Source organism: Pseudomonas pseudonitroreducens, from assembly GCF_021603645.1.
Classification (GTDB): domain Bacteria; phylum Pseudomonadota; class Gammaproteobacteria; order Pseudomonadales; family Pseudomonadaceae; genus Pseudomonas; species Pseudomonas pseudonitroreducens.
In genome coordinates, this window is record NZ_BQHJ01000003.1 from 28722 (window position 1) to 41428 (window position 12707).

Consider the following 12707-nt stretch of genomic DNA (forward strand, 5'->3'; position numbering starts at 1 on the left):
AGTAGGACAATTGCGGGCTTTCCGATCAGTATCAGCGATTCTGCATGGCCTTCATTGCCCTCGGCATCAACCACAAGACCGCGTCCGTGGCCGTTCGCGAGCGCGTGGCGTTTACTCCCGAGCAGATGGTCGAGGCGCTGCAGCTGCTGTGCAGGCTGACGTCCAGCCGCGAAGCCGCGATCCTCTCCACCTGCAACCGCAGCGAACTCTACCTGGAGATCGAACATCCGGACGCCGGCGATGTGCTGGCCTGGCTGGCCGATTACCACAACCTGGGTATCGACGACCTGCGCGCCTGCGCCTACGTCCACCAGGATGAGGAAGCGGTGCGCCACATGATGCGCGTTGCCGCCGGCCTGGACTCCATGGTGCTGGGCGAGCCGCAGATCCTCGGCCAGATGAAGTCCGCCTACGCCGTGGCCCGCGAGGCCGGCACCGTCGGGCCGATGCTCGGGCGGTTGTTCCAGGCCACTTTCAGCACCGCCAAGACCGTGCGCACCGATACCGCCATTGGTGAGAACCCGGTGTCCGTGGCCTTTGCAGCGGTAAGCCTGGCCCGGCAGATATTCAGCGACCTGAGTCGCAGCCAGGCGCTGCTGATCGGCGCCGGCGAGACCATCACCCTGGTCGCCCGCCACCTGCACGAGCAGGGCGTGAAGCGCATCGTGGTCGCCAACCGTACCCTGGAGCGTGCCAGCCTGCTGGCCGAGCAGTTTGGCGCCCGCGCCATCCTGCTGGCGGACATGCCGGACGAGCTGGTCAACAGCGACATCGTCATCAGTTCCACCGCCAGCCAGTTGCCGATCCTCGGCAAGGGCGCGGTGGAGCGTGCGCTGAAGCAGCGCCGGCACAAGCCGATGTTCATGGTCGATATCGCCGTTCCGCGGGACATCGAGCCGGAAGTCGGCGAGCTGGAAGACGTCTACCTCTATAGCGTCGACGACCTCCACGAAGTGGTCGCGGAAAACCTCAAGAGCCGCCAGGGCGCGGCCCAGGCCGCCGAGGAACTGGTTGGCGACGGTGTACACGAATTCATGCTGCGCCTGCGCGAGCTGGCTGCGGTCGACGTGCTGCGAGCTTACCGCCAGCAGGCCGAGCGCCTGCGTGACGAGGAAACCCAGAAGGCCCAGCGCCTGCTGGCCAACGGCGCCGACCCGATGGAAGTCATCGCCCAGCTCAGCCGTGGCCTGACCAACAAATTACTGCATGCCCCCAGCGTGCAGATGAAGAAACTCTCCGCCGAGGGCCGCATCGATGCGTTGGCCGTCGCGCAGGAACTGTTCGCCCTCGAGGAGGGCACTGACAAGCGATGAAAGCTTCCCTCCTGAAAAAGCTGGATATCCTCAGCGACCGCTATGAAGAGCTCACCGCTCTGCTGGGCGACGCCGAGGTGATCAGCGACCAGACCAAGTTCCGCGCCTACTCCCGTGAATACGCGGAAGTGGAGCCGGTCATCCTCGCTTTCCGCGAGTTCCGCAAGGTGCAGTCGGACCTGGAGGGCGCCCAGGCGCTGCTCAAGGACAGCGACCCGGACCTGCGCGAGATGGCCGAGGAGGAAGTCGCCGAGGCCAGGACCGCGTTGGTCGGCCTGGAGGACCGCCTGCAGCGCATGCTGCTGCCCAAGGACCCCAACGACAGCCGCAACGTCTTCCTGGAAATCCGCGCCGGCACCGGCGGCGACGAAGCCGCGATCTTCTCCGGCGACCTGTTCCGCATGTACTCGCGCTATGCCGAGAAGCAGGGCTGGCGCGTGGAGATCATGTCCGAGAACGAAGGCGAGCACGGTGGCTATAAAGAGGTGATCGCCCGCGTCGAGGGCGAGAGCGTCTACGCCAAGCTCAAGTTCGAATCCGGCGCCCATCGCGTGCAGCGCGTGCCGGCTACCGAATCCCAGGGCCGCATCCATACCTCGGCCTGCACCGTGGCGGTGCTGCCCGAGCCGGACGAGCAGGCGGCCATCGAGATCAACCCCGCCGACCTGCGTGTGGACACCTACCGTTCCTCCGGCGCCGGTGGCCAGCACGTGAACAAGACCGACTCGGCGGTGCGCATCACGCACATCCCCTCGGGCATCGTGGTCGAGTGCCAGGAAGAGCGCTCGCAGCACAAGAACCGCGCCAAGGCCATGGCCTGGCTGGCGGCGAAGCTCAACGACCAGCAGCAGGCCGCAGCCCAGCAGGCGATCGCCAGCACGCGCAAGCTGCTGGTCGGTTCGGGTGACCGCTCCGAGCGCATCCGCACCTACAATTTCCCCCAGGGGCGCGTCACCGATCACCGCATCAACCTCACCCTGTACTCCCTGGGTGAAGTGATGGAAGGTGCAGTGGAACAGGTGATCGAGCCATTGCTGCAGGAATTCCAGGCCGACCAGCTGGCCGCACTTGGCGATTGAGACAGCGGGCGACTGAGAGACCGACAGACCATGGCAACCATCATGACCCTGCTCAACGAGGCGCAATTGCCGGACTCGCCCAGTGCGCGCCTGGATGCCGAGTTGTTGCTCGCCGCCGCGCTGGGCAAGCCGCGCAGCTTCCTGCGCACCTGGCCCGAACGCGTGGTCAGCCGTGAGGCCCACGACCTCTTCGACCGCTACCTGGCCCGCCGCGTGGCCGGCGAGCCGGTGGCCTACATCCTTGGCCGTCAGGGCTTCTGGAGCCTGGACCTGGAAGTCGCGCCGCACACCCTGATCCCGCGCCCGGACACCGAACTGCTGGTGGAGACCGCGCTGGCGCTGCTGCCGGCCGCGCCGGCTCGCGTACTCGACCTGGGCACCGGCACTGGCGCCATCGCCCTTGCGCTGGCGTGCGAGCGCCTGAGCTGGCAGGTGCTGGGCGTCGACCGCATTCCCGAGGCCGTGGCCCTGGCTGAGCGCAACCGCGAACGCCTGCGCCTGGCCAACGTCGCCTTCCGTGCCAGTCACTGGTTCTCTGCGGTCGATGGCGAGCGCTTCTCGCTGATCGTCAGCAACCCGCCCTACATTCCCAACACCGACCCGCACCTCAAGCAGGGCGATGTGCGCTTCGAGCCGTCGAGCGCTCTGGTTTCCGGCCAGGACGGGCTGGACGATATCCGCCTGATCATCGAGCAGGCGCCGAATCATCTGGAAAACGGCGGCTGGCTGATGCTCGAACACGGTTTCGATCAGCCCGATGCCGTGCGTGACCTGCTGCTCAGCCGCGGTTTCACTGCTGTGGAAAGTCGTCGCGACCTGGGCGGCCACGAACGCATCAGCCTGGGGTGCTGGACATGCTGAGCGACAACGAACTGCTGCGTTACAGCCGGCAGATTCTCCTGCCGCAGATCGACGTGGATGGCCAGTTGCGGCTGAAGGACAGCCGCGTGCTGATCGTCGGCCTTGGCGGCCTCGGAGCACCGGTGGCGCTGTACCTCGCCGCTGCCGGCGTCGGTGAGTTGCACCTGGCGGACTTCGATACGGTCGACCTGACCAACCTGCAGCGGCAGATCATCCACGACACCGACAGTGTGGGGGTGAGCAAGGTGGATTCCGCCATTGCCCGCCTCACGGCGATCAATCCGGACGTGAAGCTGGTCGCCCATCGCCAGGCGCTGGACGCCGATTCCCTTGACGCCGCCGTGGCGGCCGTCGACCTGGTGCTGGACTGCTGCGACAACTTCGGTACCCGCGAGGCGGTGAATGCTGCCTGCGTCGCGGCGAAGAAGCCCTTGGTGAGCGGCGCCGCCATTCGCCTGGAAGGGCAGCTCTCGGTGTTCGACCCACGCCGCGAGGAAAGCCCCTGCTACCACTGCCTCTACGGCCATGGCAGCGAAGCCGAGCTGACCTGCAGCGAGGCCGGTGTAGTCGGCCCGCTGGTGGGCCTGGTGGGCAGCCTGCAGGCGCTGGAAGCGCTGAAGCTGCTGGCAGGCTTCGGCGAGCCGCTGGTGGGCCGCCTGCTGCTGATCGATGCCCTCGGCACGCGCTTCCGCGAATTGCGCGTCAAGCGTGATCCGCAGTGTGCCGTGTGCGGAGTTGCGCATGGCTGATGCCGCGCCGGTCGGTGTGTTCGACTCCGGCGTGGGCGGCCTCAGCGTCCTCCACGAAATCCGCGCGCGGCTTCCCCGCGAATCGCTGATCTATCTTGCCGATTGCGGCCACGTGCCGTACGGCGAGAAGACCCCGGAATACATTCGCAGCCGCTGCCGCAGCATCGCCGGATTCCTCCTTTCCCGTGGCGCCAAGGCGCTGGTGCTGGCCTGCAATACCGCCACTGCCGCTGCGGCCGCCGATCTGCGCGAGCTTTATCCACAGCTGCCCATCGTGGCGATGGAGCCGGCGGTGAAGCCCGCCGCCGAAGCCACCCGCAGCGGTGTGGTCGGCGTGCTCGCCACCACCGGCACCTTGAAGAGTGCGCGTTTCGCTGCACTGCTGGACCGTTTCGCCAGTGATGTGCGAGTGATCACCCAGCCTTGCCCGGGCCTGGTGGAGCGGATCGAACTGGGCGACCTGAACGGGCCACAGACCCGCGCGCTGCTGCAGGGTTACGTTGCGCCATTGCTGGCTGAAGGCTGCGACACGCTGATCCTGGGCTGCACGCACTATCCATTCCTGCGCCCGCTGCTGCGCGAACTGGTGCCGGCCGAGGTATCGCTGGTCGACACCGGTGCCGCTGTAGCCCGCCAGCTGGAGCGGGTGTTGCAGGCGCGGGGGATGTTGGCGGAAGGCCAGGCAAAAAAAATTGAGCTGTGGACCAGCGGCATAGTCGAAGAGTTTGAACGTGTCTTACCAGTGCTCTGGGGAGCTGACGAACCCGTCAATCTGTTCCCGGGCTGATGGAAAAATAGCTAGCTATCTACTTTGGTCTTTCAGTAAACGCTGACAAATGGCCTTATAATTGCCAGCTATTCGCGGGGATTTTTCATTCAGCTTTCTACTAAAGGATGTTTCGATGAAGAAACTGCTCTCGCTTGCCACTGTGGCAGCTCTGACTCTCGGATACATGGTCTCTTCGCAGGCTGCCAGCCTGACCGGCGCTGTCGGTTTCACCGGGCAGAACGATATGACCTACCGACTGGGCCTGGGTTTCGACTGGGACAAGAGTTGGTGGGAAACTTCGACGGGCCGCCTGACCGGTTACTGGGACGCCGGCTACACCTACTGGGAAGGCGGTGATCGCGCCGGTGGCCGTCACTCGCTGTCGTTCGCCCCGGTGTTCGTCTACGAGTTTTCCGGTGAAAAGGTCAAACCCTTCGTCGAAGCCGGTATCGGCATCGCCGCGTTCAGCGGCTCGGAAGTGGGCGACCAGGACCTCGGCGGCTCGGTGAACTTCGAGGATCGCCTGGGCGTTGGCCTGCGTTTCGGTGAAGGCCAGGCGCTGGGTGTGCGCGCCATTCACTACTCCAACGCCGGCATCAGCCAGCCGAACGATGGCATCGAATCCTACAGCCTTTATTACACGCATCCGCTGTAACAGAGCGCTGATAAAGAAAGCCGGGCCCAGCGCCCGGCTTTTTTGTGTGCGCCATATCGAGGCTCAGCAGTGAGCGTAGGAGCGGACTTCGTCCGCGATCGCTTCCGGCACCTCCGAGCTGCCCGGCGGCACATCGCGGACAGAGTCCGCTCCTACAGCAAGGCGGCAGTCTCAGCGTGCAGCGGAGAGGCTTTTGAACGCATCCAACGCCCGCTCCCGCGTGGCGGAGAGATCACACATCGGCTGTGGATAACCCTCCACGCCGAACAGTCCGAGCTTTGACGGATCATGCATCGCCCGGCCCTGCAGCCCGGCCAGCTCCGGCACCCAGCGGCGGATGAAGCGGCCGTCCGGGTCGAAGCGCTCGGATTGCGAGATGGGGTTGAAGATGCGGAAGTAGGGCGCCGCATCGGTCCCTGTGGAGGCGCTCCACTGCCAGCCGCCGTTGTTCGCCGCCAGGTCGCCGTCAATCAGGTGGCGCATGAACCAGCGTTCCCCTTCGCGCCAGTCGATCAGCAGATTCTTGGTCAGGAACATCGCCACCACCATGCGCAGGCGGTTGTGCATCCAGCCGGTGGCGAGCAACTGGCGCATGGCGGCGTCGATGATGGGGAAGCCCGTGCGCCCTTGCTGCCAGTCCTGCAGGTCCTTCTGGTCGTAACGCCACTTCAGCTTCTCGGTGTCCTCGCGGAAGGCGCGGTGCCGGCTCACGCGTGGGAAGCCGACCAGGATGTGCTTGTAGAACTCGCGCCAGAGCAGCTCGTTGATCCAACTGACCGCGCCACTGTTGCCGGTCTCGAACTCGCCATGGTTGTTCGCCAGCGCCGCATGCAGGCATTGCCGGGGCGAGAGCACGCCAGCGGCCAGGTACGGCGAGAGGCGGCTGGTGCCGTCACGAGCGGGGAGGTCGCGGGTGTCCTGGTAGGTCTTGAGGATTTCGTCGGTGAACAGCTCGATGCGCTCGTGCGCGGCGTCTTCGCCGGCGGGCCATTCTTCGCGCAGTTGTGGCGGCGCTGGCTCGAAGCCCTCTACCTGTGCCGGTACCGCGTCGCCGGGGATATCCAGCCTCTGCTGCGCGCGGGGTGCCGGCAGCAGGCTGGGCACACCCAGGTTCAGGCGTTCATAGCAGACCTTGCGGAACTGGCTGTAGACCTGGAAGTAGGTGCCGCCCTTGGTGAGGATGGTGCCGGGCGTGAAGAACAGCTGGTCAAGGTGACTGCGCAGGCGAACGCCGTCGTGCTCCAGCGCCTTCTCCACGGCGGCGTCGCGGGCCGCTTCGTTGACGCCGTACTCCTCGTTGACGTGCAGCGTCTCGATGTTCAGTTCGCGGCAGAGTTGCGCGATGACTTTCGGTGCCTCGTCCCAGAGATCCGCCGTGCGGATCAGCAGAGGAATGTGCAGTTCGTCGAGGCTGGCGCGCAGTTCGCGCAGGTTGCGCAGCCAGAAGTCGACCTTGCTCGGTGCATCGTCGTGGCGTTGCCATTGGCCGGGGCTGAGCAGGTAGAGGGCGATGACCGGGCCGCGTTCGGCGGCGGCGTGCAAAGCGCTGTTGTCGCGCAGGCGCAGGTCGCTGCGCAGCCAGACGAGTTGGCGCTTCATGCGGCCTCCCCGTTGAGCAGGTGCAGTTCGCGCAGCAGGTCGAACGCGGCGACCGGATCGCTCGCCAGGTGCAGGGGGGGCTCGGCGATGGCCAGCTCCTGCAGCGCATCGGGGTGGATGGCAGTGGCGGGGCCGGCCAGCAGACGCGGGCAGTCGATGCCGGCCAGCAGCCGGGGCAATTGCAGCAGGTTCAGCGTGCGGCTGGAGTAGAGCAGCACGGCGCGCGGCTGCAGGCGCTCCACCGCGAGTGCCAACTCGCCCGGCGGCAGCGGCCAGTCGAAGATTTCCAGCGCGCAGCCGGCGCTGCTGGCCAGCCACGCGGTGAGCCACAGGCCCGGCTCCAGCGGCAGGCCGGACTGGTTCACCAGCAGCAGCGGGGCGCCGCGCTGCTGGCGGTTGTGGTGGTAGAGGCGGGTGCCGAACTTGGTGCGCAGCCAGGTATGGAAGAACACCCGCTCCAGTTGTGCGCCGAACTGTCCTTGCCAGCGCCGTTCCAGCTCCTCCAGCAGCGGCAGCATCAGTTGCTCGCAGAGAGTCTGTGCGGGGTAGATCGCCAGCGCGCCGTTGAACAGCTCGTCCAGCTGGCGCTCGTTGATCCGGCTGATGGCGGCGATGCACTGCTGGCGCAGGTCGTTCCAGGGCGAGGCGCTGGTGTCTACCGGCAGCTGCGCGTTGTCGTCGAGCAGCGCGCGGATCTTGCTCACCGCCACGCCCCGGCCGAGCCAGGTGAGGATGGCCTGAATGCGCGAGATCTGCGCTTCGGAGTAGAGGCGGTGGCCCTTGGGCGTGCGCTGCGGAACGACCAGGCCGTAGCGGCGCTCCCAGGCGCGCAGGGTGACCGGGTTGACGCCGGTGCGTCGGGATACTTCACGAATCGGCAGCCAGCCTTCGGCCAGGGCCTGGCGATAGTCGTCGTCCGAGTCGCGGTGGGGGTGGTCGGGATTCATGGGGTTCCTGTGAGGACGTCAGATGGCATTGCGCAGGCTCAGGTCTTCGGGGTGCGGCTGCAGGTAGGCCTGGGCATCGATGTAGGGGTGCGGGTGCAGGCGGAAGTGATGCTTGAGCAGCGTCAGCGGCACGACCAGAGGGATCACGCCTTCGCGGTACTGGTCGATCAGGTGTTGCATCTCGGCCTTCTCCGAGCCGGGCAGGTCGTGCTTGAGGTAGCCGGCCAGGTGCTGCAGTACGTTGCTGTGGGTGCCGCGGGTGGCGCAGGTGCCCAGCGCCTGCATGAAGTCGCGGAAGTAATCCGCGGCGAATTTTTCCAGCGGCTGATCGCTGATCTTCGCCAGGCGCTGGCCGAGGGCGCTGTACTGGCGCGGGTTGTGCGCCATCAACTGGTACTTGTAGCGGGAATGGAAGCTGATCACCGCGTGGCGCGTCAGGCCGTTCTCGCACAGCCGTTGCCAGGCGGTGCAGGCGAACACGCGGGTGAGGAAATTCTCGCGGATCACCGGGTCGTTGAGCCGGCCTTCTTCCTCCACCGGCAGTTCCGGGCGTGCGGCGCAGAAGGCTTCCGCATAGAGCCCACGTACCCCCGGCGGCCGCAGTTGGCCATCGAAGCGATAGAGCTTCACCCGCTGCAGGCCGCAGGAGGGCGATTGCTGCATGAAGATGTAGCCGCAGATATCCCCCAGCCGCTCCGCCTGCAGGCGGCCGAAGTCACGCAGGGCATCGCTGACATCGCGACCGCCTTCGCGCTGGATCAGCGCGCGGGGATCGTCGCGGTCGCCCACCAGGCGCAGGGTCGGGCGCGGTACGCCGAGGCCGATGGCGACTTCCGGGCACAGCGGGACGAAGTCGAAATAGCGGTTGAGCACGTCCAGGCACAGGCGCGAGGCCTTGTGCCCGCCGTTGTAGCGCACCGGTTCGCCCAGCAGGCAGGCGCTGATGCCGAGCTTGGGGCGTGGTGGGATGCTGGACATGACGTTGGCCGATTTCTTGTACAGGGTGGTCTTTTTGTACAACTATCGGTCAGGATAGACGCAGGCTTGTACAAGTGCAAAGCCTTGTACAGGGCGGGACGCCAACAGCGGGGCTTCACGGCCCTCCCCGGAGGAGGAGGGCGTGCGCGATCAGAGGTGTTCGAGCAGCCGGCGGGCGGCTTCCAGGCCGCTCAGCCAGGCGCCTTCGACGCGACCGGAAAGGCACCAGTCGCCGCAGGCGTAGATGCCCAGGTCGGCATCCGCGAGGGCGCCGAACTGGTGGGCTTCCATGGGCCGCGCGTAGAGCCAGCGGTGGGCGAGGGCAAAGTCCGGGGCGTGCACGGCGCAACCGATCAGCTCGGCGAAGGCTCCGCGCAGGTGCTCGATCACGCTTTCCTTGGGCAGGTCGATGTGCTGCTTGCTCCAGCCGCTGGCAGCGTGCAGGACCCAGGTGTCCAGTTGCTCGTCGCGCCCTGGCTTGGAGTGATTGCTGGCCAGCCAGGACAGCGGGCCCTCATGCACGAAGCAGCCTTGCACCGGGGTATCCAGCGGCTCGCGGAAGGCCAGGGCGACGGCCCAGGTCGGCTCCATGGGAATGCTCGCGGCGGCGGCGGCCAGCTTCGGCGCGCTGGCCAGCAGGGCAGCGGCCTGTGGTGCAGGGGTAGCGACCAGCACGCGGCTGAACGGCCCGTGGGTCTGGCCCTCGGAGTCCTGCAGGTGCCAATGCTCCTCGCCGCGGTACACCTCGGTGATGCGGCAGGCGAAGGTGACGACCTGGTCCTGCAGCAGCGCGCGGGTGATCGCGCTCATGCGCGGAGTGCCGACCCAGCGTGGCTGCTCGTCGGGAGAGGGGCTCAACTCACCGTCGCGGTACTGGTACAGGGCCGGGTCCCATTCGGCGACCCAACCGTGCTCGCGCCAGCGCTGGATCGCATCGAGGAAGCGTCGATCGCGGGCGGTGAAGTACTGTGCACCGAGATCCAGGGCGCCAGCTTCGCTGCGCTTGCTGGCCATCCGGCCGCCGCTGCCGTGGCCCTTGTCGAACAGCTGGACGTCCTGTCCGGCATCGCGCAAGGCGTGGGCGGCCGAGAGGCCGGCGATACCGGTGCCAATGATGGCAATGGGGGCGCTCATGACATGCCTCGTAATCTGTTTGCTTTGAAGCGTAACGAGCAGGGAGTTCTTGTACAAACGAAACTATCTGTACAATTGGATTTCAGCTGTCCGCGCTCGTCAACGATAGGAGTCCGATCATCGGAACCTTCGGCGCCACATCGGTTCATTCAGAGATGAGCCCGGCTTCGGTTCCGGCACTTACAGCGTAGACCTCGCCGCAGAGGGAGTGTCAATGCAATCGCCTCCCTCTCGTCCAGACTGATGGAAGGTGGAACAACGCAACAAGGAGTTCGCCATGCATATTCTCTTGACCGGCGGCACCGGCCTGATCGGCCGCCGCCTCTGCCGCCAGTGGAGCGCCGAAGGGCACCAGCTCACCGTGCTCAGCCGCCAGCCGCAGCGCGTTGCCGCGCTGTGTGGCGAGACGGTGCGCGGGATTGCCGATTTCGAAGCCTATGGTGACGGGCCGCTGGATGCGGTGATCAACCTGGCCGGCGAACCGATTGCCGACAAGCCCTGGAGCGCGCGGCGCAAAGCCCTGCTGTGGGACAGCCGGGTGCGCCTGACCGAACGCCTGGTGACCTGGCTGGAGGGGCGCAGTCAGCGCCCGGCGGTACTGATCAACGGCTCGGCGGTTGGTTGGTATGGCGACGCCGGGGAGCGTCCGCTGGAAGAAAACAGCGCAGCGGCCGGCGAGGACTTCGCCAGTGAACTTTGCCTGGCCTGGGAACAGATCGCCCGCGAAGCCGAGGCGCTGGGCGTTCGTGTGGTGCTGGTGCGCACCGGGCTGGTGCTGGCGCCCGAAGGTGGTTTCCTCAAGCGCCTGTTGCCGGCGTTCCGCCTGGGAGCCGGTGGGCGACTGGGAGATGGCCGCCAGTGGATGTCGTGGATCCATATAGAGGACGAGATCGCCCTGATTGATTTTCTTTTGCGCAAGGAGGACGCGGCCGGTCCCTATAATGCGTGCGCGCCGCAGCCGGTGCGCAACCGCGACTTCACCCAGGAACTGGGCCAGGCGTTGCACCGGCCGACGCTGATGCCGGTGCCGGGCTTTGCCCTGCGCCTGCTGCTGGGCGAAATGTCGACCCTGCTGCTGGGTGGCCAGCGCATCGTGCCGCGCCGCCTGCTGGATGCCGGCTTCGAGTTTCGCTTCGCGGAGCTCAAGGAAGCCTTGGCCGACGTGTTGCAGGACCAACGCTGAGCCCCTGCGGCATCGGCGACAGCCTGGAATAGGCCCTGGCTGCTCTGGATAGCGCGGTCTGCGTGTAAACTGCGCAGCCCGCACGACGACCTCCTACCGTACCGGTTTAAGGACACTGCATGACCCAAAACGCCCTCCTGCTGGTCAACCTGGGATCACCGGCCTCCACCCAGGTCGAGGACGTGCGCCGCTACCTCGATCAGTTCCTCATGGACCCTTACGTGATCGACCTGCCCTGGCCGATCCGCCGGCTGCTGGTGTCGCTGGTGCTGCGCAAGCGCCCGGAGGAGTCCGCCCACGCCTACGCATCGATCTGGTGGGACGAAGGCTCGCCGCTGGTCGTGCTGAGCCGCCGCCTGCAGGAGGCCGTGCGGCCGTTCTGGCCGCATGGCCCGGTGGAGCTGGGCATGCGCTATGGCGAACCGTCCATCGAGGGCGCGCTGCTGCGCCTGAGCCAGCAGGGCATCACCCAGGTGACCTTCGCGCCGCTATACCCGCAGTTCGCCGACAGCACCACCACCACCGCCATCGAGGAAGCCCGGCGGGTGATGCGCGAGCACAACCTCAAGCTGGAGCTGAAGGTGCTGCCGCCGTTCTACGCCGAGCCCGAATACCGCCAGGCGCTGGTGGACAGCGTCAAACCGTATCTGGCGCAACCTTACGATCACCTGCTGCTGAGCTTCCATGGCCTGCCCGAGTCGCACATCCGCAAGCTGGTGAAGGACAAGCGTCACGACCTCACTGCCAGCTCCAGCCGGGGTGTGCACGAGGACGTCATGGCTGTCTGTTACCGCAGCCAGTGCCTGCGCACGGCCGAGGACTTCGCCGCTGGCGCCGGGCTGGAGGATGGGCGCTGGTCGGTGTCCTTCCAGTCGCGCCTGGGCCGCAACAAGTGGATCGAGCCCTACACCGAGGCGCAGCTTGACAAGCTCGGCAAGCAGGGCGTGAAGCGCCTGCTGGTGATGTGCCCGGCCTTCGTCGCCGATTGCATCGAGACTCTGGAGGAGATCGGCCAGCGCGGCCAGGAACAGTTCCGCGCGGCGGGCGGCGAGGAGCTGGTACTGGTGCCGTGCCTGAATGACCAGGAGCTGTGGGCGCGGGCGCTGGTCAAACTGTGTGAACGGACGCCGCAGGCAATCTGATCGAACTCGGCGCTCGGGCTTCCCCTCACCTTGACCCTGGCTACGCGCCCCGCTCAGAGGGAGAGGGGAACGTTCGGTACAGCGTGAAAGTTCAGCGTCAGCCGGCTCGGACTGCCCCCTCTCCCTTTGGGAGAGGGCTGGGGTGAGGGTGGCCGGCAGCTGCGGCGATTCAGGTGTGCCGCGTGCATAACGCCCCCAAGCGTTATCGGCCATGGCGGATAAAGCGTTCCGCTTCATGCGCCCTACTGGAGCCCCAAGCTCCGGCTCTTCGTAGGAGCGAGCTTGCTCGCGAACCAGT

The 12707-nt window shown here is 66.3% G+C and carries 12 protein-coding genes; 8 read left to right on the forward strand and 4 right to left on the reverse strand.

The features are described 5' to 3' along the window. Positions 1-44 precede the first annotated feature (44 nt). The 6 genes from hemA (at position 45) to L6D89_RS08030 (ending at position 5426) form a co-directional block, all read left to right on the forward strand. Positions 45-1313: a glutamyl-tRNA reductase gene (gene hemA / locus L6D89_RS08005; protein ID WP_045211202.1), complete on the forward strand. Its 1269-nt coding sequence runs from the start codon at positions 45-47 to the stop codon at positions 1311-1313. Beyond that, positions 1310-2392: a peptide chain release factor 1 gene (gene prfA, locus L6D89_RS08010; RefSeq protein ID WP_236172978.1), complete on the forward strand. Its 1083-nt coding sequence runs from the start codon at positions 1310-1312 to the stop codon at positions 2390-2392. The genes hemA and prfA overlap by 4 nt, the downstream gene beginning before the upstream one ends. Before the next feature lie 30 nt (positions 2393-2422). Then, positions 2423-3253, forward strand: a complete 831-nt coding sequence (prmC, locus tag L6D89_RS08015; protein WP_236199309.1) for a peptide chain release factor N(5)-glutamine methyltransferase — start codon at positions 2423-2425, stop codon at positions 3251-3253. Next, positions 3247-4002: a molybdopterin-synthase adenylyltransferase MoeB gene (locus L6D89_RS08020; RefSeq protein ID WP_236172976.1), complete on the forward strand. Its 756-nt coding sequence runs from the start codon at positions 3247-3249 to the stop codon at positions 4000-4002. The genes prmC and L6D89_RS08020 overlap by 7 nt, the downstream gene beginning before the upstream one ends. Continuing rightward, positions 3995-4789 carry a glutamate racemase gene (gene murI, locus L6D89_RS08025; RefSeq protein ID WP_236199310.1) on the forward strand — a complete coding sequence of 265 codons (795 nt, stop codon included), beginning with the start codon at positions 3995-3997 and terminating at the stop codon, positions 4787-4789. Before L6D89_RS08020 ends, murI begins: the two co-directional genes overlap by 8 nt. 115 nt (positions 4790-4904) lie before the next feature. Next, positions 4905-5426 (forward strand): acyloxyacyl hydrolase, encoded by a 522-nt coding sequence (locus L6D89_RS08030; protein ID WP_236172974.1) that lies wholly within the window; start codon positions 4905-4907, stop codon positions 5424-5426. Between the two features lie 171 nt (positions 5427-5597). Here the strand turns inward: L6D89_RS08030 and phrB are convergent, their stop codons facing one another. From phrB to L6D89_RS08050, 4 genes are all read right to left on the reverse strand, one after another. After that, complete coding sequence (phrB, locus tag L6D89_RS08035; protein ID WP_236199311.1) at positions 5598-7025, reverse strand: deoxyribodipyrimidine photo-lyase; 1428 nt, start codon at positions 7023-7025, stop codon at positions 5598-5600. Then, complete coding sequence (locus L6D89_RS08040) at positions 7022-7972, reverse strand: MerR family transcriptional regulator (protein WP_236199312.1); 951 nt, start codon at positions 7970-7972, stop codon at positions 7022-7024. Before L6D89_RS08040 ends, phrB begins: the two co-directional genes overlap by 4 nt. An 18-nt stretch (positions 7973-7990) precedes the next feature. Next, the gene (locus L6D89_RS08045) at positions 7991-8950 is read right to left on the reverse strand and encodes a YbgA family protein (RefSeq protein ID WP_236199635.1); all 960 of its coding nucleotides are present in this window, start codon (positions 8948-8950) and stop codon (positions 7991-7993) included. 150 nt (positions 8951-9100) lie between these two features. Next, the gene (locus L6D89_RS08050; protein ID WP_236172970.1) at positions 9101-10084 is read right to left on the reverse strand and encodes an NAD(P)/FAD-dependent oxidoreductase; all 984 of its coding nucleotides are present in this window, start codon (positions 10082-10084) and stop codon (positions 9101-9103) included. Positions 10085-10361: 277 nt separating this feature from the next. Between L6D89_RS08050 and L6D89_RS08055 the strand changes: the two genes are divergently transcribed. Together L6D89_RS08055 and hemH are read left to right on the forward strand one after the other, a co-directional pair. Next, complete coding sequence (locus tag L6D89_RS08055; RefSeq protein ID WP_236199313.1) at positions 10362-11267, forward strand: TIGR01777 family oxidoreductase; 906 nt, start codon at positions 10362-10364, stop codon at positions 11265-11267. Between the two features lie 119 nt (positions 11268-11386). Next, positions 11387-12409 carry a ferrochelatase gene (hemH, locus tag L6D89_RS08060; RefSeq protein WP_236199314.1) on the forward strand — a complete coding sequence of 341 codons (1023 nt, stop codon included), beginning with the start codon at positions 11387-11389 and terminating at the stop codon, positions 12407-12409. Positions 12410-12707 lie beyond the last annotated feature (298 nt).